This window comes from Sorangium sp. So ce327, assembly GCF_051530205.1.
Classification (GTDB): Bacteria; Myxococcota_A; Polyangia; order Polyangiales; family Polyangiaceae; genus Sorangium; species Sorangium cellulosum_B.
In genome coordinates this window covers 5,875,673-5,901,473 of record NZ_CP150330.1, presented here as the reverse complement: position 1 = coordinate 5,901,473, position 25,801 = coordinate 5,875,673, and the positions used below count along the sequence as shown (strand labels likewise).

The 25,801-nt window shown below is 71.8% G+C and carries 24 protein-coding genes; 15 read left to right on the top strand and 9 right to left on the bottom strand.

Going from position 1 to position 25,801, the window contains the following annotated elements:
• Positions 1–58: 58 nt before the first annotated feature.
• The 3 genes from WME95_RS22175 to WME95_RS22165 form a co-directional block, all read right to left on the bottom strand.
• Positions 59–550, bottom strand: a complete 492-nt coding sequence (locus WME95_RS22175) for a hypothetical protein (RefSeq protein WP_437910452.1) — start codon at positions 548–550, stop codon at positions 59–61.
• A complete protein-coding gene (locus WME95_RS22170) occupies positions 547–1,053 on the bottom strand; it encodes a hypothetical protein (RefSeq protein WP_437910451.1) in 507 nt (168 codons plus the stop codon). The genes WME95_RS22175 and WME95_RS22170 overlap by 4 nt, the downstream gene beginning before the upstream one ends.
• A gap of 244 nt (positions 1,054–1,297) precedes the next feature.
• Positions 1,298–2,080 carry a hypothetical protein gene (locus WME95_RS22165; protein ID WP_437910450.1) on the bottom strand — a complete coding sequence of 261 codons (783 nt, stop codon included), beginning with the start codon at positions 2,078–2,080 and terminating at the stop codon, positions 1,298–1,300.
• A 355-nt stretch (positions 2,081–2,435) separates the two neighbouring features.
• Here WME95_RS22165 and mutY point away from each other — a divergent pair, with 355 nt between their 5' ends.
• Both mutY and WME95_RS22155 read left to right on the top strand, forming a co-directional pair.
• Entirely contained in the window at positions 2,436–3,638 is a 1,203-nt protein-coding gene (mutY, locus tag WME95_RS22160) for an A/G-specific adenine glycosylase (RefSeq protein WP_437910449.1), read from the top strand.
• 381 nt (positions 3,639–4,019) lie between these two features.
• The gene (locus WME95_RS22155) at positions 4,020–4,175 is read left to right on the top strand and encodes a hypothetical protein (protein ID WP_020736650.1); all 156 of its coding nucleotides are present in this window, start codon (positions 4,020–4,022) and stop codon (positions 4,173–4,175) included.
• Positions 4,176–4,253: 78 nt separating this feature from the next.
• On the opposite strand, the gene WME95_RS22150 is transcribed toward WME95_RS22155, so the two are convergent.
• Positions 4,254–4,628: a hypothetical protein gene (locus WME95_RS22150; RefSeq protein WP_437910448.1), complete on the bottom strand. Its 375-nt coding sequence runs from the start codon at positions 4,626–4,628 to the stop codon at positions 4,254–4,256.
• 378 nt (positions 4,629–5,006) lie between these two features.
• Between WME95_RS22150 and WME95_RS22145 the strand changes: the two genes are divergently transcribed.
• The 3 genes from WME95_RS22145 to WME95_RS22135 are packed head-to-tail and all read left to right on the top strand — an operon-like array spanning position 5,007 to position 7,122.
• Positions 5,007–5,684 carry a hypothetical protein gene (locus WME95_RS22145; protein ID WP_437910447.1) on the top strand — a complete coding sequence of 226 codons (678 nt, stop codon included), beginning with the start codon at positions 5,007–5,009 and terminating at the stop codon, positions 5,682–5,684.
• Positions 5,681–6,091 carry a hypothetical protein gene (locus WME95_RS22140; RefSeq protein ID WP_437910446.1) on the top strand — a complete coding sequence of 137 codons (411 nt, stop codon included), beginning with the start codon at positions 5,681–5,683 and terminating at the stop codon, positions 6,089–6,091. Before WME95_RS22145 ends, WME95_RS22140 begins: the two co-directional genes overlap by 4 nt.
• On the top strand, positions 6,088–7,122 hold the full coding sequence (locus WME95_RS22135; RefSeq protein WP_437910445.1) for a hypothetical protein: 1,035 nt from the start codon (positions 6,088–6,090) through the stop codon (positions 7,120–7,122). Before WME95_RS22140 ends, WME95_RS22135 begins: the two co-directional genes overlap by 4 nt.
• A gap of 43 nt (positions 7,123–7,165) precedes the next feature.
• On the opposite strand, the gene WME95_RS22130 is transcribed toward WME95_RS22135, so the two are convergent.
• Positions 7,166–8,683, bottom strand: a complete 1,518-nt coding sequence (locus WME95_RS22130) for a sulfatase (protein ID WP_437910444.1) — start codon at positions 8,681–8,683, stop codon at positions 7,166–7,168.
• A 77-nt stretch (positions 8,684–8,760) separates the two neighbouring features.
• On the opposite strand from WME95_RS22130, the gene WME95_RS22125 reads away from it, so the two are divergent.
• Positions 8,761–9,858, top strand: coding sequence for a hypothetical protein (locus WME95_RS22125; RefSeq protein WP_437910443.1), 1,098 nt, complete (start codon positions 8,761–8,763; stop codon positions 9,856–9,858).
• A gap of 24 nt (positions 9,859–9,882) precedes the next feature.
• Entirely contained in the window at positions 9,883–11,967 is a 2,085-nt protein-coding gene (locus WME95_RS22120; RefSeq protein ID WP_437910442.1) for a hypothetical protein, read from the top strand.
• Between the two features lie 87 nt (positions 11,968–12,054).
• On the opposite strand, the gene WME95_RS22115 is transcribed toward WME95_RS22120, so the two are convergent.
• On the bottom strand, positions 12,055–13,941 hold the full coding sequence (locus tag WME95_RS22115) for an aconitase family protein (RefSeq protein ID WP_437910441.1): 1,887 nt from the start codon (positions 13,939–13,941) through the stop codon (positions 12,055–12,057).
• Positions 13,942–14,551: 610 nt separating this feature from the next.
• On the opposite strand from WME95_RS22115, the gene WME95_RS22110 reads away from it, so the two are divergent.
• From WME95_RS22110 to WME95_RS22090, 5 genes are all read left to right on the top strand, one after another.
• Positions 14,552–14,899: a roadblock/LC7 domain-containing protein gene (locus WME95_RS22110; RefSeq protein WP_272099801.1), complete on the top strand. Its 348-nt coding sequence runs from the start codon at positions 14,552–14,554 to the stop codon at positions 14,897–14,899.
• The gene (locus tag WME95_RS22105; protein WP_437748006.1) at positions 14,896–15,363 is read left to right on the top strand and encodes a type II 3-dehydroquinate dehydratase; all 468 of its coding nucleotides are present in this window, start codon (positions 14,896–14,898) and stop codon (positions 15,361–15,363) included. The genes WME95_RS22110 and WME95_RS22105 overlap by 4 nt, the downstream gene beginning before the upstream one ends.
• A gap of 39 nt (positions 15,364–15,402) precedes the next feature.
• On the top strand, positions 15,403–15,927 hold the full coding sequence (accB, locus tag WME95_RS22100) for an acetyl-CoA carboxylase biotin carboxyl carrier protein (protein ID WP_437910440.1): 525 nt from the start codon (positions 15,403–15,405) through the stop codon (positions 15,925–15,927).
• A 21-nt stretch (positions 15,928–15,948) separates the two neighbouring features.
• Complete coding sequence (gene accC, locus WME95_RS22095; RefSeq protein ID WP_437554476.1) at positions 15,949–17,295, top strand: acetyl-CoA carboxylase biotin carboxylase subunit; 1,347 nt, start codon at positions 15,949–15,951, stop codon at positions 17,293–17,295.
• 217 nt (positions 17,296–17,512) lie between these two features.
• The gene (locus WME95_RS22090) at positions 17,513–21,343 is read left to right on the top strand and encodes an FAD-dependent oxidoreductase (protein ID WP_437910439.1); all 3,831 of its coding nucleotides are present in this window, start codon (positions 17,513–17,515) and stop codon (positions 21,341–21,343) included.
• Positions 21,344–21,479: 136 nt separating this feature from the next.
• Here the strand turns inward: WME95_RS22090 and yhbY are convergent, their stop codons facing one another.
• Positions 21,480–21,782, bottom strand: a complete 303-nt coding sequence (gene yhbY / locus WME95_RS22085) for a ribosome assembly RNA-binding protein YhbY (protein ID WP_437554472.1) — start codon at positions 21,780–21,782, stop codon at positions 21,480–21,482.
• A 371-nt stretch (positions 21,783–22,153) separates the two neighbouring features.
• Between yhbY and WME95_RS22080 the strand changes: the two genes are divergently transcribed.
• From WME95_RS22080 to meaB, 3 genes are all read left to right on the top strand, one after another.
• Positions 22,154–22,948 (top strand): arginyltransferase, encoded by a 795-nt coding sequence (locus WME95_RS22080; protein ID WP_437910438.1) that lies wholly within the window; start codon positions 22,154–22,156, stop codon positions 22,946–22,948.
• Between the two features lie 62 nt (positions 22,949–23,010).
• Positions 23,011–23,313 carry a hypothetical protein gene (locus WME95_RS22075; RefSeq protein ID WP_437910437.1) on the top strand — a complete coding sequence of 101 codons (303 nt, stop codon included), beginning with the start codon at positions 23,011–23,013 and terminating at the stop codon, positions 23,311–23,313.
• Between the two features lie 66 nt (positions 23,314–23,379).
• Positions 23,380–24,456, top strand: a complete 1,077-nt coding sequence (meaB, locus tag WME95_RS22070; RefSeq protein ID WP_437910436.1) for a methylmalonyl Co-A mutase-associated GTPase MeaB — start codon at positions 23,380–23,382, stop codon at positions 24,454–24,456.
• Between the two features lie 51 nt (positions 24,457–24,507).
• Here meaB and WME95_RS22065 read toward each other — a convergent pair whose 3' ends face one another.
• Entirely contained in the window at positions 24,508–24,789 is a 282-nt protein-coding gene (locus WME95_RS22065) for a hypothetical protein (RefSeq protein ID WP_437910435.1), read from the bottom strand.
• 156 nt (positions 24,790–24,945) lie between these two features.
• Positions 24,946–25,707 (bottom strand): endonuclease III, encoded by a 762-nt coding sequence (nth, locus tag WME95_RS22060; RefSeq protein ID WP_437910434.1) that lies wholly within the window; start codon positions 25,705–25,707, stop codon positions 24,946–24,948.
• Between the last annotated feature and the right edge of the window lie 94 nt (positions 25,708–25,801).

Below are 25,801 nucleotides of genomic sequence, written 5' to 3'. Positions count from 1 at the left end.
TACCCGATCGCGCGGGCAGCCCCAAATTTCGGGCTTCGAGCGAGCGCCGCGGCGCTCGTTACGGCTGCCCGTGCGCCATCGTCCGAGGGCCGTCCTTGAACAGGATCTCGATCTTGCCCCGATCGATGACCTTCGCGACCACGCCGTCGCCGAACTTGCTGTGGTGGATCAGCTCGCCCTCGCCGAAGGTCAGCGTGATGCGGTACGGCTTGAACGCCCCGGACGGCTGTCCCGCGATGGCGCGCTCCCACGCGAGCGTCTGATCGCGCTCGGCGCGCTGTGCGGCCGTGAGGCGCTCCGCGCCGCCGCCGCGCGGCGAGCTCGACGCCGCCCGCGGCTCGTTGCTGCTCCGAGCGGCGGCGCGCGCCGCCGCGCGGTTCTCCCGCTCGCTCTTCGGCTGGCGGTAGAGGTGGTGCGACATGCACGTCTTGCACTCGACCTTCTTCACCACGTCGCCGACCATCGCGATGATGCGATGGGTGAGATCGAGGCGGCACTTGGTGCACCAGGCGTCGACTTCGCCGCCCGTCCTAAGCTTTTTCGTCGTCACTTCTCCTCACGGCGCCGGTCTCGCCCGGTCTCTTTGCTTCGGTCTTTGACGTTCACCTGAGCGGTGACCTCCGGCTTCGGCAACCCGGTCCTCGGCTCGTCCTGGCTGTCGTCTCTCTTGGCCGCTTCGTTGGGAATGAAGCGGATCTCGGTCTTGATCTCGAAGGAGAGCTTCGTCAGCACCTTCGTGATCTCGTCCGCAAACTGGGTGTGCTCGAGCACGTCCCGGATCTCCTTCGCGACGACCCGGTAGAGACCGTTCTTGGTCTCATCGATCTGGGTGTAGAGGTAGTGGAGGACCTCTTTGGGCAGCTTGAGGTCGCCCACGAAGTGTCGGAGGTTCTCGGGCCCCTCGCTGAGCTTGTCGATGCCGCTCTCGACGGCGCGCTCGACCACGCGCTTGAAGAGCTCCGGGATAGCGCGCTCGAAGAGGCGTTTCTTCTCGCCTTCGCCTTCCACCTTGTCCCCTTCGTCCTCGCGGAGCGGCTCGGTGTCGTCGGCCATGGCTCGGGCTCCCCTAGCGGGACGGGGCGGCCACGTCAATGCAGGGGTGCGTGCAGGGTGCCGGCGTCGCGCCATGGTCCATGGATCTGCCGGATTTTGATGACGATGGGGAGCCTTTCGCGCGCGTCCGGCAGACGAGAAAGCTCTGCCTTTGATCGCTCGGCAGCGGACACTGCAGTGACCCGGACGGAAACCGTGCGTCCGCGATGTGCGTGGATCGGGCGATGGTCGAAGCGGCGCCAGCTCAGAGCTCCTCGTAGGCGTCCGTCTCGCTGTTCATTTCGTACGTCTCGTCCTCTCCCGCTTCCGTGCCGGCATCGCCTTGGCGCGCTCGTTTGTAGGATTTCAGCATCCAGACCTCCGCTGCGAACCGGCCGCTGCCGCGGCGGGCGCTGATCTCCACGGTGGCGTTGTCGTCCTCGAGCGGGCAGAAGGGCCGATCCGGCTGGACGATCGGCCATGCGTCCTCGGTGCCGTCGCTCGCGATCATCGCCCCGCGGCTGCTCCGCACGGCGACGTCCAGGTTGAGGACCCCCGGTCCGCCGACGGCGAACACCCGGTAACACGCGCCCCGGACCGCCTGCAGCTTCTCCGTGACGATCGCGCCGCCTTCGGCCACCTGCCCTTCGATCGGCTTCGGCGAGATCCGGCGCATGCCGTTCTCCGGGCCGCAGAGCAGCGACAGGCGCGTCACGTCCTTCAGCGGATCGCCGCTGATCCTGAAGTTCCCATAGCAGCGTACCCAGGGACCTCCGACGCGCACCGGGAGGACCGGCAGATCGAGATCCGTGCGCGCGCCGGCGTCGCTCTCGCCCTGTCCCGCGTCGGCGTCCGCGAGCCCGCCGGTCCCGATCGTCGCGGCTGGGTGCGGCGGCGCTGCCGAGAGCACGACCGCGGGGCCTGGCTTGCCCTCCCAGGGGCGCGGCTCGTCGCGGCACCCAGGCGCGACGAGCCAGAGGAACAGCGCGGCGCAGAGGCGCGCTGCCCGAGGGAGCAGCTGGGGTGGGCAGGGGCGCCGGGACGACACCGCGGTCGGCTCTTGCGCTAGAGTCCCGCGCGATGGAAGCGTTTTCTGAGCACCGCGAGCGGCAGCCGCGCAACCTCAGCGATCCGTGCGACCTCGGCGATCCGCGTCGACAGCGCAGAGGCAGGGCCTTTCGCGCGTGAGCACGACGTCCCGGCCGCCCGCGCGCAAGCGCGCGGGCGCAGACCAGCAACAACCCGCGCGCAAGCGCGCGGGCGCAGACCAGCAACAACCCGCGCGCAAGCGCGCGGGCGCAGACCAGCAACAACCCGCGCGCAAGCGCGCGGGCGCAGACCAGCAACAACCCGCGCGCAAGCGCGCGAGCCCAGACCAGCGACCCGCGCGCAGCCGTGCGAGCGTGGGCGAGGATGATCAGGCGCGGCAGCGCTCCCCGCGCCGCCGCGCCTCGTCCGGTGAGCAGGGCGCGGCCGCCCCGCCGCCCGCCGCGCCGGACCCGGGCGAGCGCGACCGGGAGATCGCGGCCGCCCTCGGGGCCTGGTTCAGCCGCGTCGCGCGCGACCTGCCGTGGCGGAGGACGCGCGACCCCTACGCGATCTGGCTGAGCGAGGTGATGCTCCAGCAGACCCGCGTCGAGACGGTGATCCCGTACTACGAGCGCTTCCTCGCCCGCTACCCCACGGTCTTCGCCCTGGCCTCCGCCGAGATCGACGACGTGCTCTCGCTCTGGAGCGGCCTCGGTTACTACCGCCGCGCCCGCGTGCTCCACCTCGCCGCGCGCGAGGTCACCGCGCGCCACGACGGCGCGCTCCCTCGCGACGTCTCCGCGCTGCTCGCCCTGCCCGGCGTCGGCGCATACACCGCGGGCGCGATCGCGAGCATCGCGTACGATCAGCCGGTGCCGCTCGTCGACGGCAACGTCGCCCGGGTGCTCTCCCGCATCGAGGGCATCGACGACGACATCCGCAGCGCCTCGGGCACGCGCAAGCTCTGGTCCACGGCCGAACGCCTCGTGCGGGGCTCGGCGGACCACGTCCATCCCGGACGCTTCAACCAGGCCTTGATGGAGCTCGGCGCCACCGTGTGCACGCCCCGGAATCCCCGCTGCGATGCCTGCCCCGTCGACGGCGCGTGCGTCGCGCGCGCCACGGGGCGGCAGGCGGAGCTGCCGGTGATCGCCCCGAAACGCGACGTCCCGGCGGTCGCGATGGTCGCCGCGGTGGTGCGGTCAGGCGATCGCGTGCTCTTCGTCCGGCGCGCCGAGGGAGGTCTCTTCGGCGGGCTCTGGGAGCCGCCCATGGTCGAGGCGCGCTCGCTCGCGGACGCCCGCGCGCTCCTGGAGCTGGTGGGCGTCACACGTGACGCGGCGCTCCGCGAGGTCGGCCGCGTGCGCCACATCCTCACGCACCGGCGCCTCGACGTGACGGTGGCGCGCGCCGAGGTGGCGGCCCCCTGGCGCTTCCGGGCAAAGCTTGCCTCCCCCTACGAGAAGGCGGCGTGGCTCGATCCGGGCGCGCTGGATATCGGCGTTTCCAAGCTCGCGCGAAAGGTCCTGTCCGTGGCATCGGCGCCGGACGCCGGAACGGCGCGAAGACCGCGATGACCGCGCGCGGGCGGGCTGAACGCCTGCGCGCCTCGCCCGTCGGCGAGGCCGGAGACGGCTCGAAATCGCGGTGTTGCGGCGCTCCGGGCGCGCCGCGCTCCGCTGCGGGCGGGGAGCGGCGCCGCTTGCGGCCGAGCCGCAGCGACGCAGCGGCGCGGGCCAGGGCGAAAGCCATATGTCGCCGTGGAACGCCGCGGACCCGGGCGCTGCTGCGCCAACGTTGTGGCATGGAAGGCGCTTGGTGAGATGACGGGCAGGCCCTCTAGCCTCGCGGCGCCGGCGGTGGCCGGAGCTCGATTCAAGCCTGGGAGCTCAAGCGACATGGATGCGCGACGACGGACCACAGAGACGCTGCCCACGGCGAGCGCACCTGTGCGATCCATGACGGTGATGGCGGACGACGGAGCGCTGTACGTGCTGCCGCTGTGCGAGCGGATCGTGCTCGATGTGCTGGCCTACGAGGACGAAGGCCTGCTGGCCTTCATCCGCATCGACGGAGAGGTGGTGGCGGAGCTGCCCGTGCTCGGTCAGGCGTGACCGGGCCGGACCTCGTCGCGCGCCGCGCGTGACGGCGCGCCGCGACCTCGCGCGGTCACGCACGGCGCGCGCTGCCTGTCAGCCCGCGTGCCGCCGCATCCGCTGGGTCACCGGTTGCTCGTCCTCTGCTTCGGCGTCCGGTTCCACGGACTCGACGTCCTCGTCTTCCAGGAGATAGGGCAGATCGCCGTCGTCGTCGTCGTGCGACATCACGACGTCGCTGATGTCCTGGCCCCTCGTCGCGCCTTCCAGGAACTCAGCCCCGAGGTCGCTCGCCAGATCCGCGGCGGCGTCGGCGGCGTCGGGGTTCACCTCGAACTCGGTGCTGCCGGCGTCGTTGGGGTGGTGGTGGTAGCCGCGGACCTCGTCGTCGAGCGTCGGGATCACGTCGCTGATCTCGCTGCGCGGGTTCACCTTGCCCCGCAGCGGCGGCGCCGCCGCCGCGTCGAGCATGTCGACGAACGGATCGTCCAGCTCGCTCGCGCCGGCCCACGTCGCGGCTTCATGGGCCGGCTTGCGCGGCCTTCCCGGTTCGCTTCGATCTTCTCGTTCTCGACGCCGCGTCGTGCTGGCGCGCGGCGCGCGCAACGCCGACGGCTGTGCGGCGGTGCCTTGCCTGCCTCGGGTGCTTGAATTGCTCACGGTGGTCTCACCATGCAGGGTCCGGTCCGCAGGTGAAGCGGGCGGATACGCAGCGGTGGCGAGCGCCGTGCCGGGGGCGCGCGGCGCCGTCGCCGGGCGGCGATGCCGTGGAGAGGCTCGCGCGGCGCGCGGCCGGGACGCAATTGAGCGTGCCAGCGGGCGCTGCCTCGGGGTAGAAGGCTCGTGGCCATGCTGGAACTCCGGACCGGGCTCGCGCTGGTGGCGGTTCTGCTCGGGGCATCCTCGGGGCGCGCCGCCGCGGCCCAGCCCGCCGCAGACCGCGGCGCCGAGGGGGCTGCGGCGCCGCTGCCCGGCGAGGATCGCGGCGGCGCCGAGCTCGACGCGTACCGCGCGCTCGCGCGGCCACCGGGGACGGCGGGCCGGGTCGTGTCGACCGTCGCGATGGGGAAGGGGATCCGGTTCAACAACCCCTACCGCCTGCAGACGCAGCTCGGCGAGACGGCGGAGTCGCTCTCGCTCACCGCGGGGTACCTCGATCTGGGGGTCGCGCTCGCGCTGGGGCCGGCCGACGGCGTTCAGCACGGCGGGGCGCTGCGCTTCTCGGTCGCCGTCGGCGGCGTCCCGCAGGAGTCGCTCACGCCGAGCTACTTCGTCGCTTACCGCGGCCTCTCGCGCGTGCTCGGGTACGGGCGGCTCGGCGCGGCGATCCTGATCGAGCCCGACGTGAACGTCGGCGGCGAGCTCGCCCTGGGGCTCGGGTATTCCCTGCTCGCGGGCGTCGCGCTTTCGGGCGAGATCGTCGTGGATCTCTTCTATGGCGCCGCGACGTACGACGCGGCGTACACCGTCTATCCCGTCGTCTCGGCGCAGCTCGGGCTCATGATCGATCACGAGCTCTTGCCATGAGCTTGCCGGAGCGCGAGCGTCGAGGCGGGCGCCCCCGGGCGAAGGAGATCGCCGGCGTGGCGGCGCTGCTGCTCTTCGTGGGCATCGCGCCGGTGGTCGGCGACATCGGCAGCTGCGGGCAGGCGCCGGAGGAGCTCGACCCGTACAAGTTCTTCGCCCTGAAGGCGCAGATCGACTGCGCCCGGTGCGACGAGTGCGGCCTGCTCACGCGCGCCTGCGACGCCGCCTGCGCCTTCGAGGCTGCGCCGGAGCTCCCGGCCGGCTGCTATCCGCTGGTCCACGACGGCGAGGTGTGCCTGCACAAGCTCAAGTTCGCGAGCTGCGACGAGTACCGCGGCCACATGGCCGACGAAGGCGCGTCGACCCCGACCGAGTGCAATTTTTGCCCACTGGAAGAGGCGCCATGAGCGGGCGTGGCGCAGTCGCTTCTGTCCGGCGCCTTGCGACTTCCGCTCGGAGCTTCTCGTTCGCGGCGCTCGTCGCGGTCCTGTCCGGGTGCGCCTCGAAGCCGGCGCTCCTGGCGAGCTACGACGACTACGCGGCGTACCGGGCGACGCGCGTCTCGAGGACGCTCGAGGGGCGGCTCTCGGCGGCGTCGGCCTACCTGGAGCGCCATCCGCGCGGGGCCTTCGCCGGCGAGGTGCGCGCGTACCTCACGCGGGCCGAGCCGATCTACTACGCAGCGAAGCGCAGGACGGCCGCGGGCCTCACCGCGTACCTCGCGACGCTGCCCAGGGGCGCGTTCCGCGATGAGGCGACCCACCGGCTGCGCGAGCTCGTCCGCGAGCGCAGCGCAGGCGACGTCCTCTCGCGCGCCGCTCAGGAGACGGAGGCGCAGCTCGCGACGCAGCGCGCGGATCGCGCGCGGGTCGGCGAGGAGGTCACCGCGTGGCTGCGCCGGTTCCTGGACAGGGGGGCCTGGGGGCGGCCCCTCGCAGAGGCGCCGGCGGAGGTGATCGTCCCGTTCAGCCTGGCGCTTCCGCCTCCCCGCTGCGCGCCCGCCGACGAGCGCGCAGGCCCGGGCGCAGCGGTCTGCGCGAAGCGGATCCCGCTCTGGTTCGTCGTGACGGCCGAGGGCGAGAGCGCGCCGCGGCAGGCGGAGATCGAGGTCGCCGTCCTCGAGGACGCGGCGGGCCGCCCGATCGAGGTCGCGATCCGCGGGCCTGCGCTCTTCACGCGCCTCGAGGAGGCGCGCTCGGCGCGCGAGGTCGCCCCGGACGACGCGATGGGCCGCATCGGAGGCATCGCCCTTGCGGTCGAGCTCGCGCGCAGCGCCTTCGCGGCGCGCGTCTCGAGCGATCCGTCGTGCGGCCGCCAGGCGGTGGCGCCCGTCGTGCTCCACCTCGAGTGCGAAGGCGCCCGCCTCGTGGCGCGCGCCGGGATCGAGGAGGGGGAGGACGACGTCGTGACGCTCACCGTCGCCCCGCCGGCGCGCTAGCGCTGCTCCTCAGCGGTGGCAGCGCGCGGCGCGGCGCTCCGCGCTAGCACCGCTTGTTGCTCTTCTTCCCCTTGAGCTTCGCCGTGTTCTTCGGGCACACGTCCTTGATGGCCGCGGAGCGCTCCTTGTAGAGCGCCTTCATCTCCTCGAAGACCGGCGCCTGCGTTCGCTTGAGATCCTTCGTCTCCCCCGGATCCGCGACGACGTCGAAGAGGTCGAACGCGTCGTCGTCGCCGTACGCGATGAGCTTGTACTGCCCGTGGATGAGCGCCCTGCGCCGGTCGTTGTCGCTCGTCCGCGGAAGGTCGACGATGACGTCGCGCGGCTCCGGCGTCGCGCCGTGGAGCTCGGGCACCAGGCTCTTGCCGGGGAAGGACGGCTCTGCCGGCGCGCCGGTCAGCTCCAGGATCGTCGGCGCCAGGTCGATCGAGCTGCGAGGCACGTCGATCCGGCGCGGGGTGATCCCGGGCGCCTGGATCATCAGCGGCACGTGGGTGAGCACGTCCCACACCTCGAAGCCGTGGCGGAACATCTTGTGCTCGCCGAACGCCTCGCCGTGGTCCGCGGTCACGATGATCGCCGTGTCCTTGCCCCACGGCTGCTGCGCGACGAAGTCGAGCAGCTTGCCGACGTGCATGTCGGTGAACCTGACCTCCCCGTCGTACTTGTCGCGGGCGCGCTTGCCGAACGTCGGGATCCCCTCGTGCGTCATGTACACGTCGTGCGGATCGAGGAAATGGAAGTACGCGAAGAAGGTGCCCGAGGTGTTCGCCTTGTCGGAGAGCATCTTCATCGCGAGCTCGAGGTGCCCCGGGCTCGTGACGTTCCGGTCGGTCGTGTTGTCGGCCGAGAGCCCCGGCACGATCTCGTACACGTCGAAGCCCTGACGGAAGCCCGCCTTCTGGTCGAAATAGAAGTGCGCGTGCGCGCTCATCGTCCGCACCCCGGCCTTCTGCAGGAGCTCCGGGAACATGAGGACGCTGTCGGGGTAGTTGCCGAAGAAGTAGCCGCTGCGATCGACCTCGCTCGGGTACCGCCCGGCGAGGAAGCCGCCGACGCTCATCGAGGTGTACGACGAGATCGCGTAGTGGCGGGTGTAGCTGACCGACTTCTTCTCGAACGCGGTGAGCACGGGCGCGATGTCGCGCTCGTAACCGTTCCACGGCATGTCCGCGCGCAGGCTGTCGATCGAGACCACGAGGACGTTCAACCTCTCGCGCTGCCCTGCCGGCGCCCCCGCGGCGCCGTCCTTCCTGTCCGTCGCGGCGGTCGTCCCGGCGGTCTCTGCGGTGGCGGCCGGCGCCGCCGCCGCGGGCTCCTGCCGTGCCGCGGGCTCCGGCGTGCGCGCGGGCGGCGGCTGTCCGTCGCCGTCGCGAGAGCAGCCCGCTCCGGCGCTGGCGAGCGCGAGCGCGAGCGCCGCCGCGAGGCGCGCCGCCGCGAGGCGCCGGTGATCCAGGCGCGGGGGCGCCATGGACGAGAGGGCCGGCGAGGAGGGCGCCCGAGGGCCTTCCGGTCCCGAGGCGCACATGGGTGAAGCGAGCGTGTGCATGGCCGCGTGCATGGCCGCCGTCTTACTCCGACTCGCGCCGCTCCGCCAAAAGCGCACACCACGGGCGAGTTCCGCTATGCTGTCGGGTCATGGCCCCGGTCCCTCGGAACCCTCCGCCGCTGCCGCCCTCGGGCCGATCGCAACCGGGGGGGAGGCCGGCGTACGAGCCGCCGAGGCCGCTCCCGCCCGACGCGCCGCGGCGCGTCGGCGAGCACGTCAGCCAGGCGCTGAAGGACCACATCACCGAGATGGCGCTCGGCCTGCTCGAGGAGCAGATGCAGGCGCGCATCGTCCACTACCGCGCCGATCTCGAGACCAACCCCGAGCTCGACGCGGTCACCGCGCAGGTCGTCGCCCAGCTGAAGGTGATCCAGGCGTCGGCGGGCGCCGCGGATCGCGGGGCGAAGAACCGCGATGCGATCCGCGACGCGCACGAGAAGACCCTCTGCGCCCTGCTCGAGCGGGTCATCCGCGAGGACGGCATCTCGCTGCTCGTCGAGCGGCGGCTCAAGAAGATCCACAGGAACCTCGCCCGCCTGTTCTTCCAGTCCGAGCTCCACGAGAAGACGCGCGGCCGCGACGGCGCGCCGAAGGTGATCCACCACGGCGAGCAGGCGCTCTTCTACGTGCTGACCCGCTACAAGAACCGGATCGAGGTCGAGCTCGACGGCTTCGAGTTCGCGTCCGAGGACGCGCGGGAGCAGTCGTTCGAGCTGCTCGCGAAGCTGACGAAGGACATGCAGGACGCCTTCCTCGCGCGCCGATCCAGCGAGCTCAGGCGCATCGTCTCGGTGGTCCACGCCGTGCTCGTCGACTTCTTCAGCGTGCAGCTCGCCCAGAGCCTCGGCGAGATCTCCGCGCGGGTCGTGCAGGACGCGCGGACGTTCGAGGGCAGGGCGTACTCGTACAAGCTGACGAGCGAGGCGTTCCCCCGCTTCCGCGCCGCGTTCGAGCGCCACCTCATGGTGATGCTCGTCGGCTTCGCCGAGGACGAGCTGGTCGCCCAGCTCGCCGACACCGCGGGCGCCGAGCGCGACGAGACGATCCTCTTCATCACCGATCCCCACCTCTTCAGCATGATCTGCGGCGAGGTCTGCGAGGGGCTCTACGAGTTCCTCTGCAACGAGGGCTTTCTCGACCTGCCGCCCGACTGGCGCCGCGCCTCGGCGGCGCCCTCCGACAGCTGACGCAAGCAAAACCCAGGGACATTCATGAGACGGTACGACGTCGCGCGGGCGGGCTCCGGCCTGCTCCTCGCTCTCACGCTGCTCGCCGGCTGCGCGCGCGGCCCCGATGTGGACGCCTCGGGGCTCGCGCTGCGGCGCGTGGTCATCTACAGGAACGGCGTCGCGTATTTCGAGCGCCGAGGGCTCATCGACGCCGATCAGGTGACCTTCCGGGTCCGCAAGGAGAAGGTCGGCGACTTCCTCGCGACGCTCGCGGTCATCGAGGCCGGCGGCAGCAGCGTCCGGAGCGCGTCGTTCCCTGTCGAGGTCGACGACGGATCCGGCGAGGACGAGGCGCCGGAGGAGCTCGAGCCCGAGGTGACGCCGACGCCGGCGCCGAAGGACAAGGGCGCGGCGGCGGCGAAGAAGCGCGACGACGAGCACGAGAAGGTGAAGCTCACCCTCGACGGGCGAGAGCACGATCTCGTGGTCGGCTACGTGGCGGAGACGCCGGTGTGGAGGCCGTCGTACCGGCTCGTGATGGGGGCCGGTGGGGCGCAGGGCGCAGCGCCCCGCGCGGACTCGAAGCAGGCGCACCTCCAGGCGTGGGGCATCGTGCAGAACCTCTCGGGCGAGGACTGGAAGGGGGTGAAGCTGTCGCTCGTGGCGGGCGCGCCGCTCGCGTTCCAGGCGACGCTCGACCAGGCGGCGATCCCGCCGCGCCCTGTCGTCAGCGACCAGGGCGAGGTGATCGCGTCCGTGCCGACGAGCGAGACGACGCTGGCCACCGAGGCCGCGCCGCCGCCACCGCCGCCCGTCGCGCCTGCGCCCGCGGCGCCGGGCGACGACGGCGAGGGGTACGCGTTCGCCGACGAGGTCCAGGCCGAAATGGAGAAGGGCGGCGGCAGGCTGCGGTCCACGAGGCCGAGCGCGGCTGCCACGGCGCCCGCCGCGAAGCCGATGCCGAAGCTGAGCGACCGCGACGAGGCGCGCGCCGCCGGGCAGCACGCGGGGCCGCAGTTGAAGCGGTCAGCGGCGGCGCAGGCGCCGCCGCCCATGGTGATGAACCCCTCTCCGCCGCGCAACATGAGCGCGCTCGCCGCGGTCGCGATGGAGGCGGGCACGACCCGTTACGACATCCCGTTCCCTGTCGACATCCCCGACAAGAGCGCGACGATGGTCCTGCTCCTGGCCCGGCAGGTCCCCGGCGAGTCGATCTTCCTGTTCGCGCCCGACGGCGGCGTGCCCGCGTCGAGCTCTCACCCGTTCCGGGTGGCGCGCTTCACGAACGACACGAAGGGGCTGCTGGAGCGCGGCCCCATCGCCGTCTTCGAGAACGGCGCGTTCCTGGGGCAGGGCATGGTCGAGCCGCTGCCGCCGGGGGCCACGACGACGGTGCCGTTCGCGCTGGAGCGGGGCCTCGCCGTCGACACGACGCGCGACGAGAGCGCGGAGGGGGCGCGCCTCGCGAAGATCGAGGGCGGCGCGCTCGAGATCGAGCGCGACTGGGTCACGCACACGAAGTACGCCGTCCGCAACGGCGGCGACCTCGCGGCGAGGACGCTCGTGAAGCACCCCCGCTTGCACGGGACGCGGCTGCACGCGCCCCCGAAGGGCACGGAGGACAACGTCGGCACGGGCAGCGCGCTCGTTCCGATCGACGTGCCGCGGCGGGGGACGGCCGTGCTCGACGTGGACGAGCGACGGCTCTTCCGGCAGCAGATCGACTGGCTCGACCAGCTCGCCGACGACGCGGTGCAAGGCTACCTGAAGGACCCGCGCGCCGACGCGGCCGTGGCCAAGCAGCTCGGTCAGGCCTGGGACATCCGGGGCAAGCTCCGCCCCGCGATCGACGAGCGCGACAGGATCCTCGCCGAGCAGCAGCGCCTCGAGCAGCAGAGCCACGAGCTCCGCCAGAACCTCAGGGCCATCGAGAAGAACAAGACCGCCGACGAGCTCCGCCGCGACCTCACCGATCGGCTCGCGAAGGCGTCGGCGCGCCTCGACGAGATCACGAAGCGCGTCATCGTCCTCGAGATGCAGATCAACGAGCAGCAGATCCGCTTCCGCGATCTCACGAACGAGATCAAGCTCCTCGCCCCGCTGGCCCCGGTGCGCGCGGCTCCCTGAGCGCTGCTGTCCGGCTCCCCGGTTCCCGGTGGAAGGCGGCTCCTCGCTCCTGCGGGGGGCTGCCTCGCCACCGGGATCCCGGCCCGGCTACCTCGCTGGTTTGCCCGCGCTGGGCGGCTGCCGCACGGTGCCTGCGTGGGTCCAGCTCCGCTCCATACCGGTCGCGAGCCAGGCGATCTCGACGCGCTCGCTCCCGAAGATCGCCGCGACGCGATCGCCCCACTGCGCGGGGGCGGGGAGCTCCACGCTCTTCTGGTCCTTGATGCTGCCGAGGGCCTCCGTGCCGACGAGGAACGTGGCGATCCCCTCGCTCGCGAACGCCGACACCGCGGTGCTCGGGACGAAGGGCGCGACCACCGCGCGCACCGTCGAGAGATCGGTCGCGCGCTCCGCGACCGCCCGCACCTCGTCGAGCGTCGACAGGACGAGCGCCACGCCGCCGGCCGCCTTGCCCTCGGCCGGCGCTGCCTGCCCCTGCGGGTCCGCGGCGGCCGCCGCGGGCGCCTCGGCCGGCGCAGGGGCGGCGCGCCCGCGCGCCCCGACCGCGGCGTGCCCGTTCACCTTCGGCACGCCGGCGAGCACGTCGAGCGTCAGCGGCCCCTTCCACGGCACCGCCGCGGGCGCCGGCGGCGGCTTCTTCGTGCTCACCTGCTCCCCCTTCTTGTCGCGGAGGATCAGCACGTCGTCGGTCGGCAGCGCCCGCGGCACGGTCACCCGCACCGGCCGCTTGAACGACCGCGGATCGCCGACCGCGCCCGTCGCCACCGCGTAGGCCAGGGTCTCCGCCGAGGCCACGACGAACGACGGCGCCCCGGCGATGCGGGGCTCCGGATCCGCGGTGCGCAGCGACAGGCTGCCGGGCGGCGGCGGGTAGATCTCCGACGTGACGACGCGCCTGTCCGGCTCGACGATGCGCGCGCCCGTAGCGACGAGATCGACGAGCGCGCCCGACTGCGCGAGCACCTCGAGCACCTGCCGCGACGGCGGCGCGACGAGCAGGTCGAGCCGCGACGGGACGCGCTTCGACTTGAGCAGCAGCGCCGCCGCGAGCATGTCGCGCAACGTCACGCCGGAGTCGCCCCCGAGGACGACCTGCGCCACGGGCTTGCCGGCGAGATCGCGGACGGGCCGGACCACGCCCTCCTCGTCCATGAGGAGCGGATCGACCGTGCCGAGATCGATCGAGACGACCTCCTCGCACGGCGCGCCCGGGTCCGGCACGAGCGCGCGGTGGGCCTTCGATCTGCGCTGATCGCGGAGGAAGACCTCCGTCTTCTCGTCGCTCACGAACAGCGCCGCCGCCGCGCCGACCTGGGGCGCGATGCCGCAGAGCACCGCGCGGTCGCCCACGGAGAGCAGCCGCGCGCTCGGCCCGGCGAACTCGAGGATCACCGGCGCGTGGTGCTCGCCTTCGATGCGGCGCACCACCTCGTCGAGGTTCCTGCGGAGCAGCTCGAGGGCGACGTCCCGCGCGCAGACGAAGGGCCGCACCCTGCCCGAGAGGTGGATCTGCACGCTGCGGGGCGGCCGGAGCCAGACCGAGCCCGTGGCGAGCGCCTGCCCGAGCTGGCTCGGCGAGACGACGAGCGACAGCATGCCGATGCCGCCGACGGTCGTGAGGCGCGGGTCGTCCGTGAGGGCGAGCCGCGCCGGCGCCGCGAAGCGCTCCAGGTGAACGGGCGCAGGGAACCCGATGCCGGGCCGCGCGATCGGGATGTTGTAGGTCGGGAACTCGGGCGACACCGAGTGCGGGCTGCCCTCGTCGATATCCGCGAGCGAGCTCGCGTCGGCCACGCAGGTGCCGTCGTAGGCGACGGCGACTTCGACCGGCGTCTTCTTCATGCCCGTGGCGATGGCCTCGGCCAGCGCGCGCGACGGCGCCCTGGAGAGGATCACCTGGTCGACCTTGACCTGGACGAGATCACCGCGCAGCTGAGGATCCGTCGCCCGCCCGGCAAGGATCTTCTGGGGCATCGTGCGGGGGGGATCCCCGGCTCGAGCACGCATAGATGTTGGGCCGTCCTTGTTTTTCTTGATGAGATGGCGGGTACGGCGCACGCCGCTCCCGACCACGTTTGACGTCGGCCCCCCGGCGAGACGCGCCGGTGGGATCCGCCTCCGGACCTTGCCGCGAGGCGAAAGAACGGCCGCACGTTAGCCGCTCGCCTGGACGAGGGTCAAGGCGTGCTTTGGAGCGGGCCCCCAGGGGCGGGAATCGCCCGGCTGGGACCAGGATGCAAGAGGCAAAGCGCCCGCCCGGTCCAACGTTTCGCCGCGCTTCGCCTGTCGCGTCGTGTCGCGTCGTGTCGCGTCTGTTGCGCTGGTCCACGATGGCAGGCGGCCGGTACGAGCCTTCGCGGCGCTGCCGCGCAGTGCCATCTGTCGTCGACGCCGTGCGCGCCCGTCTGCCATGGGCCTGGCCGCGTGCGTCCGGCTGCCATCGGCTCGGGCGCGCGCGGCCGAGCGGGTCGGGCGACGATGAGGAGCGCCGGCTCTCCCGCGCCGCGGCGCGAGATGCCGGGCCAGGTTCGTTTGTTTTCCCGATCGTGCCGCGCTTGGGTAATCTCGGCGCATGTTCCAGGCCGTGCTGAAGGAAGTCGTAGAGAACACCGAGGGCGGCATCGCGACCCTTCTCATGGATTTCGAGGGGATCCCGGTCGACAGCTACTCCAAGCCGGGGGCCGCGTTCGACATCACCACCATCGGCGCGGAGTTCAGCGTCGTGTTGAAGTCGATCCAGCGCGCCGCCGAGATGCTCGACGCGGGCAACGCCGCCGAGATCGCGATCCAGGCCGAGAAGGTCACGACCCTGATCCGCGTCGTGAACAACTCGTACTTCGTGGCCTTCTCGATGACGCCCGACGCGAACATCGGCAAGGCCCGGTACCTCCTGCGCACCAAGGTGCCCGTGCTGCTGAAGGAGCTCGCCTGAGCGGCTTCAGCATCTCGGTCATCTCCGGGCCGAACCTCGATCGACTGGGCAAGCGCGAGCCAGCGATCTACGGCACGGCCACGCTGGATGACGTTCACCGCGCCGTCGAGGAGGCCGCGAAGGCCCGCGGCGCCTCGGTGTCGTGCATGCAATCGAACTGCGAGGGAGAGCTCGTGACCGCGATCAGCCACGCTGGCGATCGCGGCTTCCACGGCATCCTCCTCAACGCCGGTGCCTACACGCACACCTCCATCGCGCTCTATGACGCGATCCGCGCGAGCGCGCTTCCTACCGTCGAGGTGCACATCTCCAACCCGGACGGCCGTGAGCCGTTCCGCCGTCGCTCCCGCATCGCGCCTGCGTGCATGGCGCGCGTCGCGGGTTTCGGGCCGAGCTCGTATGTCCTTGGGCTGATCGGGCTGCTCGGGCATCTGGAGAAGCTGCGATCCGACGAAAGAGGTTGAACATGCGCCGTCACTCTGGTTGAAAGGCGGCAAACATCGATGGCCGAACGTCCTTCCATGAACATCAACCTCAAGCAGTTGCGGGCGCTGGTACGCATCTTAGAGAAGCGCAACGTGAACGACTTCGAGTTCGAGGACGAACACGTTCGCATTCGCCTCACGCGCGGAGGCGTCATCCCGCAGGGCGCGGCGCCGCATCTCGCGCCCGCCGCCTTCCAGCTCCACAGCGCGCCGGTCGCGCCGCCGCCGGCGCCGCCCGCGGCGGCACCTGCGCCGGCCGCCGCGCCCGCGCCGGCGGCCCCTGCGGCGGCGAGCGACGAGGGGATCTCCTATGTGACGTCGCCGTTCGTCGGCACGTTCTACCGATCGCCGTCGCCCGATGCGCCCCCGTTCGTCGATGTGGGCAGCGCGATCCGCGTGGGTCAGGCGCTCTGCATCATCGAGGCGATGAAGCTGATGAACGAGATCGAGGCGGACTCTCCGGGCACGATCGTCGAGATCCTCGTCGACAACGGCAAGCCGGTCGAGTTCGGGCAGCGTCTCTTCAAGGTGCGGGGCAGCTAGAGCTGCCCGGGCGAGGGTGCCGTGTTCCAGAAGATCCTGATCGCCAATCGCGGCGAGATCGCGATGCGTGTCATCCGCGCCTGCCGCCTGCTCGGCATCCGCACGGTAGCCATCCACTCCGAGGCGGACGCCGCGGCGCTGCACGTCCGGTTCGCGGACGAGGCCGTGTGCGTCGGTCCGGCCGAGGCGTCGAAGAGCTACCTCAACATCCCGCAGATCATCGCGGCGGCGGAGGTCACGGGCGCCGACGCCATCCACCCAGGCTACGGGTTCCTCTCGGAGAACGCGAAGTTCGCCGAGCTTTGCAAGAAGTGCCGCCTCACCTTCATCGGGCCGACCGCGGAGGCGATGCGGACCTGGGGCGACAAGGTGTCCGCGCGCGAGGTCGCCAAGCGCTTCGGCATCCCCATGCTCAGCGGCACGGGCGTGCTCAAGAGCGCGGCGGACGCGGCCGAGCAGGCCGAGCGCGTCGGCTATCCGGTGATCCTGAAGGCCTCCGGCGGCGGCGGCGGCAGGGGCATGCGCATCGTCCGCGAGGCCGGCGAGGTGCAGCGCTCGTTCGAGATCGCGACGCAGGAGGCCCTGAGCGGCTTCAAGAACCCGGACGTCTACCTCGAGCGCTACGTCGAGGCGCCGCGCCACATCGAGTTCCAGGTGCTCGCGGATCAGCACGGGGGCGTGTGGACGCTCGGCGAGCGCGAGTGCTCGCTCCAGCGCCGGCACCAGAAGGTGATGGAGGAGTCGCCCAGCCCGGCGATGGACAACGAGAAGCGCTCCCGGATGGGCGACATCCTCCGGGGTGCGATCCTCGAGACCGGCTACACCGGCCTGGGCACGCTCGAGTTCCTGATGGATGAGCGAGGCGAGCTCTTCTTCATGGAGATGAACACCCGCGTCCAGGTCGAGCACCCGGTCACCGAGATGGTGACCGGCGTCGATCTCGTCGCGCAGCAGATCCTCGCCGCTGCAGGCGAGCGCCTCTCGCTCCCCGACACGCGGCCCTGGAGCTTCCGGGGCCACGCCATCGAGTGCCGGATCAACGCCGAGGATGCGCGCTCGTTCGTGCCGTGGCCGGGCCTCATCACGGAGTACCACTCGCCCGGCGGCGTCGGGATCCGCGTCGATTCCGGCGTGTACGGCGGTTTCCGCGTTCCCAGCTCCTACGATTCGCTGGTGGCGAAGGTGATCGCGCACGGCGCGAACCGGGCCGAGGCGATCGCCAGGCTCCGGTGCGCGCTCGACGAGTTCATCATCGGCGGCATCCGCACGAACATCCCGCTGCACCAGGCGTTGCTGCGAGATCCAGAGGTCGTCGCCGGCAACATCTCCACGCATACGATCGAGCGCGTCGTCTCGCAGGGATTCTGACGCGGCGCACCGGCGCGGTTGACGTGTCGATGCGCGCAGCGGTTGCGTGATCGAGTGCTCGACGCGCTGACCAGCGCAGGGCGAGCTCGATTGAATGTTGCTCGAGCAACAGGTCGAAAGTGCGACCTGGTGCTACTTTACGTCGCTCTCGAGGCTGCGCGGGCAAGCCCTCGTCGGGTGAGCGAACCCCTTGAACTAGAAAGCATTTGCCGCGGGTATGGAAGCGAACGCTGGAGTGCAGGCTGACTTCTCTTCGTGGGTGCAGGCGACCTCCGATGCCTCCGAGCTCGAGCTCGGGCTCCCTGGCTTCGGCTACGCCGATCTCTTCGACCCTGCGAAGCTCGCCGAGCTGACGGAGCGGTTCGAGGAGTATTTCCACGCAGCAGACGAAGGCGCCTACGCGCGCTTCGACGCTTACCGGGCCTCGCTGCGCGCGGCGCAGGCGGACGCCTCCGGCGCCGGCGCGGGCCGGCCTGCGCTCACGCCGGAGCAGGTCTCCGAGGCGCTCCTCGCGGCGGCGCCCCACGTCGGCCGCTTCGTGGCGACGCTCTTCCGGGTCGAGCGGGAGACGCAGGCGCAGATCGACGCGACCCTCGAGCGGAGCGCGCTCTGGGACTTCAAGCGCGAGTTCTCGAAGAAGCGCCTGTTCAAGCCGAACCCGGGGAAGTCGTGGCGGGGCACGCACGTCGAGGCGGCGCACGCGGCGCGGCGGTCGCTCGCGGCCATGGGCGCGCCTGCGAGCGCGCTCGACGGCGGCTCCGCCGCGGAGGAGCTCGCGATCGCCCGCGCGACGCTCGCCCTGATCGAGGTCGACGAGATCGCCCGCAAGGCCGCGAAGGCCGGCGGCGCGAAGTGGACGGACGAGCTCCGCGAGCGGGCGGCGAAGGTGCGCGCGGCGCTGCGGGAGGACCCGGCGCTCGCCGAGGGTGTGGCGCCGGCGGCGGCCGTCGCTGGCGCGGAGCCGACCGAGGCCGAGGACGGGGCGGTCGTGGCGCTCGCGCTCGACGCCGTCGAGGCGTGGCTCGCGGCGCGCCGCGCGGACGAGCACGATCCGGCGCGTCGGTGGCCGACGCTGAAGGCGCCGCGCACGCTCGACTACCAGGAGCTCGTGCAGCTGCAGAGGAAGGGCGCGAACGGCAGCCCGGGCGCCGCCGAGCTCCTCGTCGGCCCCGAGCACGAGCGGAGGGACCGCGACGGCTTCGCGCTGACGGACCGTCGCGCGCCGCCCCGCGAGGTCGAGAGCCAGGTCGACTACTGCCTCTTCTGCCACGATCGCGACAAGGACTCGTGCTCGAAGGGCCTGCGCGACAACAAGACCGGGGCGATCAAGGCGAACCCGCTCGGCGTCGAGCTGAACGGCTGCCCGCTCGACGAGAAGATCAGCGAGATGCACACCATGCGGGGGCGGGGCGAGTCGATCGCCGCGCTCGCGCTCGTCTGCCTCGACAACCCGATGTGCCCCGGCACCGGCCACCGCATCTGCAACGACTGCATGAAGGCGTGCGTCTTCCAGAAGCAGGAGCCGGTGGACATCCCGCAGATCGAGACCGCGGCGCTCACGGACGTGCTGTCGCTCCCGTGGGGCCTCGAGATCTACGGGTTCCTCACGCGCTGGAACCCGCTCGACGCGCTGCGGCCGCACGCGCTCCCGTACAACGGCAAGAACGTGCTCGTCGTCGGCCTCGGCCCGGCCGGCTACACGCTCTCGCACCACCTCACGCGGCAGGGCTTCGCGTGCGTGGCGATCGACGGGCTGAAGATCGAGCCGCTGCCGGTCGAGCTCACGGGCGACGAATCGCGCCCGCCGCGCCCGGTCAAGGATTTCAAGCGGCTCTACACAGAGCTCGACGAGCGCGTCCTCCTCGGCTTCGGCGGGGTGAGCGAGTACGGGATCACGGTGCGATGGGACAAGAACTTCCTCACCGTCCTGTACGTCACGCTGGCCCGGCAGCGGCTGCTCCGGATCTACGGCGGCGTGCGGTTCGGCGGGACGATCGATCTCGACGACGCCTTCCGGCTCGGGTTCCACCACGTCGCGATCGCGGCGGGCGCGGGGCGCCCGACGATCATCCCGCTCAAGAACAACCTCGCGCGCGGCATCCGCAAGGCGTCGGACTTCCTGATGGCGCTCCAGCTGGCCGGAGCCTACAAGCGCTCGGCGCTCGCGAACCTCCAGGTGCGCCTGCCGGCGGTGGTGATCGGCGGCGGCCTCACGGCGATCGACACCGCGACGGAGCTCGCCGCGTACTACGTCGTGCAGGCCGAGAAGACGGCCGACCGGCTCGACGCGCTGATCGCGGAGCGCGGAGAGGCCGCCGTCCTCGCGATGTTCGACGAGGAGGAGCGGGAGTTTTTGGCCGAGCAGCGGCGCCACGCGGAGGAGATCCGCGACGAGCGCGCGCGCGCCGCGCGCGAGGGGCGCCCGCCGCGCTTCCAGGGCCTGATCGACGCGTGGGGAGGCGTCTCGCTGGTCTACCGGAAGCGGCTCATCGACTCGCCGGCTTACCGGCTGAACCACGAAGAGGTCGCCAAGTCGCTCGAGGAAGGGATCCGCTACGTCGAGAACCTCGCCCCGGTCGAGGCGGTGCTCGACGAGCGCGGGTGCGTCTCCTCGCTCGTCTTCGATCGGCAGGAGATCGTCGACGGCAAGTGGCGGAGCGCGGGGCAAGCGGTCTCGATCCCTGCCCGCACCGTGTGCGTCGCGGCCGGGACGAGCCCCAACGTCACGTACGAGAAGGAGCGCCCGGGCTCGTTCGTGTTCGACAAGTGGCGGCAGTTCTTCCAGCCGCACCGCGCCTACGTCGATGAGGGCGGCGCGCTCAAGGTGGAGCCGGCCAAGCCGCGGGAGGGCTTCTTCACGAGCTACAACGACGGCGAGCACGCGGTGAGCTTCTACGGCGACAACCACCCCCACTACGCGGGGAGCGTCGTGAAGGCGATGGCGAGCGCCAAGGACGCGTACCCGTCCGTCGTCGCGCTGTTCCGCCACGACATCGCCCGGCTCGGCGAGGAGCCGCAGGCCGCGCGCGACGCGCGGCGGCGCGACCTCTTCGCCCGCCTCGATCACGACCTCGGCGCGGTGGTCGAGCGGGTCGAGCGGCTCACGCCGACGATCGTCGAGGTGGTCGTGCGCGCGCCCGCGGCGGCGCGGAAGTTCGAGCCCGGGCAGTTCTACCGGCTGCAGAACTACGAGGTGCGCTCGCCCGTGATCCGCGGCACGCGGCTCGCGATGGAGGGCCTCGCGCTCACGGGCGCGTGGGTCGACAAGGAGAAGGGGCTGCTGTCGCTCATCGCGCTCGAGATGGGCGCGTCCTCCCGCCTGCTCGCCGCGCTGCGCCCGGGCGAGGAGGTCGTCGTGATGGGGCCGACCGGGACGCCCACGGACATCCCCGAGGGGGAGACCGTGCTGCTCGCCGGCGGCGGGCTCGGCAACGCCGTCCTGTTCTCGATCGCGAAGGCGCTGAAGGCGCGCGGCGACCGCGTGATCTACTTCGCCGGCTACCGGCGCGGCGAGGATCTCTTCAAGCAGGACGAGATCGAGGTGGCGACCGACCAGGTCGTCTGGTGCACGGACGGCGGCGCCGAGATCCCGCCGCGGCGCGCGACCGACCACCACTTCCGCGGCAACATCGTCCAGGCGATGAGGGCCTACGCAGAGCGCCAGCTCGGCGGCGAGCTGGCGGCCCTCTCGGAGGTCCGTCGCATCATCGCGATCGGCTCGGACAAGATGATGAACGCCGTGCGCGAGGCGCGGCACGGCGTGCTGGCGCCGCACCTGGATCCGAAGCACGTGGGCATCGCGAGCATCAACTCGCCGATGCAGTGCATGATGAAGGAGGTCTGCGCGCAGTGCCTCCAGCGGCACGTGGACCCGGAGACGGGCAAGGAGACGCTGGTCTTCTCGTGCTTCAACCAGGACCAGCTCATCGACCACGTCGACTTCAAGAACCTCGCCGCGAGGCTCCGGGCCAACACGGTGCAGGAGAAGCTGTCGAACGCCTGGCTCGATCACCTGCTGGCCGAGCGCCCCACGCTCCGGCACGTGTGACGCAGGCTCGGGCCTCGGCGACCCGAGGCCTCGCCCCCGCGGAACGCGGGAAGGCGGCCTCGGCAGCGCCTCGTCGACTCGAGGCGCCCGAGGCCGCGCAGGGTGGGGGTGCGCGGCCGCGCGCGGCCGTTCGCGGTCAGCTGCCCGCGGGCAGCTTGATCTTCGGCTCCTTGGGGTGGCGCCGGTACAGCAGGATCGTCCGCCCCAGCGTTTGCGCCACGGCGGCGCGAAGCCGCCCGGAGAGGGTGTCGGCGACATCGTCCAGCTCGTCCGGGCACTCGGTGCCCAGGCGTACCTTCACGAGCTCGTGCCGCTCCAGGGCGGCGTCGACGGCCGCGACGACGCCGTCGGTCAGGCCGGCCTTGCCGAGCTGCACGACCGGTTCGAGGTGATGCCCCAGCGCGCGGAGGTGGCGGCGCTGCTTTCCTGTCAGATCCAAAGCGTTCGGCCTTTCTTGAGGCGGTCGCGCGATTCGGGCGCTCGATGGTCGAGGGACGTCCCTGTCGCGGTCGCGCGCGCGGTCATACTGGCCTCCGGGCCAAGCGAAAAGGGCGCGCCGCGCGGGCTCTTCGCACAACGCGTGATCGCTCAGGCGCCAGCGCCGGTAAACCGGAGCATGCAGCATGTGCGGGGTGCACGTGGGTTTGCATGGGTAGATGTGCGATAAGGGCCAGCGCGGCGCAAGCGCTCGGAGCTCCCAGGGGGACCCGGGCGCTCTGGGTTTTGCTTGACGTGGCCATGCAACAGGCATCCCCTTGATCTAGTGGCCGGCAGCTCGAGGGGGGCTCGAGCGCTCGGATCGACACCGACATGGGCTCATCGAGCGAGCGAGATGCGGTAGCGGGGCAGGACGCCGAGCTCCCTCGGCTGGATGAGGGAGCGGACCCGATCGAGCTCACGGTCCATGACGAGGTGAGCCCCTGTCCGTACCTGCCTGAAGCCGAGGCGCGGATGCCGCTGCGCGTGCCCATCCGTCCGCTCACGCGCGCGGAGTTCGACCAGCGGCTCGTCGCGGGCAACCGCCGCCATGGCAAGCTGCTCTACCGCACCCAGTGCCCCTCCTGCCGGGCGTGCGAGCCGATCCGGATCGTCGTTCGTGACTTCGTCCCCGGCCGCACGCAGCGCCGGGTGCTCCGCCGTGGAGAGCGGGTGGTGGACGTCGAGATCGGCCCGCCCATGACCACGCGGGAGAAGATCATCCTGTACAACCGGCACAAGCACGGCCGGGGGTTGATGCGCGATGACGGTCCGCTCGGCGCCGAGGGGTACGAGGCGTTCCTCGTGGACAGCTGCTGCGAGACGTTCGAGATGCGCTATCGCGTCGGCGGCCGTCTCGTCGGGGTCGCCGTCGTGGATCGGGGGCAGGATTCGCTGTCCGCGGTCTACTCGTTCTACGAGCCCGAGCTTGAGCCGCTGAGCCCCGGTGTCTTCTCGATCCTGAAGCAGCTCGAGCTGTGCCGTTCCTGGGGCCTCCGGTACCTGTACCTCGGCCTGTACGTCGAGCGCTGCTCGCGCCTGGTCTACAAGGCCCAGTACCTGCCGCACGAGCGGCTCATCGATGGCCGCTGGCGGCGCTTCGAGCGGCAGCCGCCTGCGGCGCCATGACAGGAGCACGCCGCTGGATTTCGCGAGCGCGCCGCTCGGCGTCTCGTGGCAAGGACGTACCCATGTGGAATCGCGCTCTCGCTTTCACCTCGTGCGCTGCGCTCTGGGCTCTCTTCGTCGTCGCGTGCGGCGACACGAGGCCGATCTTCGACACCGCCGCCGGCGGCGCCGGGGGCGCCGGCTCGTCGGCAGGCGGGGAGGGCGGAGCAGGCGGCGGGTCGTCCGGTGGCGGCGGTGAGGCCGGCGGCGGCACGGCCGGCGGCGACGGTACGGCCGGCGGTGGGGGTACCGGTGGCGGTGGCGGCACGGCCGGTGGCGACGGTACGGCCGGCGGTGGTGGCAGCGGCGGTGCCGGGGCAGGGTAGGCAGGCCGGCGCCGCGTTGCCCGCGGGCCGGTTGTGTTCCGGCATCGCCGGGCCTAAGCCGCTCGCGTGCATCCGCTTGCAGACAAGGTCCTCGCCCGCGACATGCGCGCGACGGCGCGGGCCTGCCGGCTCGTCGACGACCGCGTCGGCGACCATGCCGCGATCCTGAAGGATCTCTTCCCCCATACCGGCCGCGCCTGGGTCCTCGGCGTGACGGGGAACCCGGGGGCAGGCAAGAGCACGCTCACCGATCGGCTGATCAGCGTATTCCGGGGGCAAGGTCGCCGGGTCGCCGTGGTGGCGGTCGATCCCACGAGCCCGTTCACCGGCGGCGCGATCCTCGGCGACCGCATCCGCATGCAGGCCCATTTCGACGATCCCGACGTGTTCATCCGGTCGCTGGCGACCCGGGGCGCGCTCGGCGGGCTGTCGCGCTCGGTGGTGGACGTCGTGCGGGTGCTCGACGCCTGGGGCGCGGACGTCGTGGTGGTCGAGACCGTCGGCGTCGGGCAGGACGAGCTCGAGATCACCCGGATGGCGCACACCACCCTGGTCGTCGCCGCGCCGGGGATGGGCGACGAGGTGCAGGCGATCAAGGCGGGCATCCTGGAGTGCGCCGACGTCTTCGCCGTGAACAAGGCCGACCGGGACGGGGCCGACGCGGCGGTGCGCGATCTGGAGCTCATGATCGCGCTCGGCGGCGAGGTGGCTGCGGCCTCCGGACGGGCGCGCGGGCACAGCGCCGCGGCGCTCCACGCCCGCGCGCAGAGGGCGCCCTCTCCAGGTGGCGAGCCCGTCGAAGGTCCGTGGGAGCCCGTGATCGCGCGGACCGTGGCCACACGTAACGAGGGCGTGGCGGCGCTCGTGGACAAGCTGGAGGGGCACCGGGCGTGGCTGTTCGGGACCGAGGCCGGCGCTGCGCGCCGAGAGGAGCGCCTGCGCGAGGCGATGCACGTGCAGCTCCGCGACGCGCTCACCGACGCCGCCGTGGCCGCGCTCGGTCCCGCGCTCGAGGCCGCGGTGCATGCCGTCGCGCGGCGCGAGGTCGACCCCTACACCGCGTCGGAGCGGCTCGTCGCGGCCTTCCGCAGCGCAGGCGCCGTCACGGGTGGCGCCGCCGTCGCGCCCGGCGGCGAGACCTGAGCGGCGGCCAGGAGGCCGGGGCGGCCGGCTCAGATCGGCCGCGCGGCAGCGCTAGTCGATGCAGCGATCCAGCGCGTCTTTCTCGGGTTTACAGGACGTACTCCACTTGTCGTCGCGGTTGCACATCCCGGTGTCGTCCTCGCACTCCAGGAGAGCGTCGTACTGGTCGACGCAGCCGCGGCGGTCGGCGTCCACGTACCTGTCATCGTAGCGATCGAGGCAGTCGCCGTACTCGCGGTCGCTGCACCCCTCGCAGTCGCATTTGTAGTCGCAGAGATCGTCCTCCAGAGGGCTGCACGCCGCGGTGAAGAGGCAGGCAAGGCTGAGGATCATGTGCGAAGCCTTCATCGGCCCAAGGTTATCCCGCGTCCTCGGCTCCAGCGCGATAAACAGCTCGCTGGGCGCCGAGCGACGATGAGCCGCGCTCGCCCGCTTCCCACCTTCCGCCGGTGCGCTCGACACCCACTTTGCGCGCAGCGCGGCTGGCGCTCACGGCGCGGCGCCGCGGCGGCGTGGCGGCTTGCGCCCCACGTTCTCTGCGCGGAACGCGCTCGGGCACGCGTCGCTGATCCCGCAGCCTCCGCACGCTGGCTTCCTCGCGAAGCAGATCCGGCGGCCGTGGAAGATCAGCGTGTGGGACAGCATATCCCAGTCGCGCCGCGGGAAGAGCGCCACGAGGTCGCGCTCGATCTGCTCTGGCTTGTCGCTGGTCGTCCACCCGAGCCGCTGCGACAGGCGCTGCACGTGGGTATCGACCACGACGCCCTCCGGCGCTCCGAAGGCGACGCCGAGCACGACATTCGCCGTCTTGCGCCCGACACCAGGCAGCTTCACAAGCTCGGCGAGCGTCCTCGGCACCTCGCCGCCGTGCCGCTCGATGAGGCCTCGCGCGAGACCCACGATGTTCTTCCCTTTCTGGTTGAACATGCCCATCCCGAGCCGCTTGAGGAGCGCGCCCACCTCGGCGGCATCGGCGCTGGCGAGGGCGCGGGCATCGGGATACGCGCCGAACAGGTGGGGGGTCACCTTGTTGACCAGCACGTCCGTCGTCTGGGCGCTGAGCACCGTCGCGACGAGAAGCTCGAACGAGGATCGATGATCCAGCTCGCAGTGGGCGTCCGGGTGCAACACGCGCAGCCGCGCGAAGGTGGCCGGAGGGGTGCTCGGCGCTGCGCGCGCCGGCCTCGGCCGAGCCGCGTCGGCGAGCGCTGTCGCCTTCTTGGACCTCGACGCGCGCGTCGTCGCCGCCATCGGAGCACCCCCGCGAGCCGCCTTGTCCGGCCGCTTCACCGGGGGTGCGACGCCCTCGTCTCGATGTTTGTCTGCGGGATCGACAGCGACGGAC

Excerpts from the sequence above, each read along its gene's own strand:
- WME95_RS22115 (WP_437910441.1), bottom strand. The coding sequence starts at position 13,941 with ATGCCCCAGAAGATCCTTGCCGGGCGGGCGACGGATCCTCAGCTGCGC.
- WME95_RS22120 (WP_437910442.1), top strand. The coding sequence starts at position 9,883 with ATGAGACGGTACGACGTCGCGCGGGCGGGCTCCGGCCTGCTCCTCGCT.
- accB (WP_437910440.1), top strand. The coding sequence starts at position 15,403 with ATGGCCGAACGTCCTTCCATGAACATCAACCTCAAGCAGTTGCGGGCG.
- WME95_RS22075 (WP_437910437.1), top strand. The coding sequence starts at position 23,011 with ATGTGGAATCGCGCTCTCGCTTTCACCTCGTGCGCTGCGCTCTGGGCT.
- WME95_RS22065 (WP_437910435.1), bottom strand. The coding sequence starts at position 24,789 with ATGATCCTCAGCCTTGCCTGCCTCTTCACCGCGGCGTGCAGCCCTCTG.
- WME95_RS22140 (WP_437910446.1), top strand. The coding sequence starts at position 5,681 with ATGAGCTTGCCGGAGCGCGAGCGTCGAGGCGGGCGCCCCCGGGCGAAG.
- WME95_RS22135 (WP_437910445.1), top strand. The coding sequence starts at position 6,088 with ATGAGCGGGCGTGGCGCAGTCGCTTCTGTCCGGCGCCTTGCGACTTCC.
- nth (WP_437910434.1), bottom strand. The coding sequence starts at position 25,707 with ATGGCGGCGACGACGCGCGCGTCGAGGTCCAAGAAGGCGACAGCGCTC.
- WME95_RS22150 (WP_437910448.1), bottom strand. The coding sequence starts at position 4,628 with ATGCTCGACGCGGCGGCGGCGCCGCCGCTGCGGGGCAAGGTGAACCCG.
- WME95_RS22080 (WP_437910438.1), top strand. The coding sequence starts at position 22,154 with ATGGGCTCATCGAGCGAGCGAGATGCGGTAGCGGGGCAGGACGCCGAG.
- WME95_RS22155 (WP_020736650.1), top strand. The coding sequence starts at position 4,020 with ATGACGGTGATGGCGGACGACGGAGCGCTGTACGTGCTGCCGCTGTGC.
- WME95_RS22145 (WP_437910447.1), top strand. The coding sequence starts at position 5,007 with ATGCTGGAACTCCGGACCGGGCTCGCGCTGGTGGCGGTTCTGCTCGGG.
- WME95_RS22130 (WP_437910444.1), bottom strand. The coding sequence starts at position 8,683 with ATGCACGCGGCCATGCACACGCTCGCTTCACCCATGTGCGCCTCGGGA.
- WME95_RS22090 (WP_437910439.1), top strand. The coding sequence starts at position 17,513 with ATGGAAGCGAACGCTGGAGTGCAGGCTGACTTCTCTTCGTGGGTGCAG.
- WME95_RS22170 (WP_437910451.1), bottom strand. The coding sequence starts at position 1,053 with ATGGCCGACGACACCGAGCCGCTCCGCGAGGACGAAGGGGACAAGGTG.
- WME95_RS22125 (WP_437910443.1), top strand. The coding sequence starts at position 8,761 with ATGGCCCCGGTCCCTCGGAACCCTCCGCCGCTGCCGCCCTCGGGCCGA.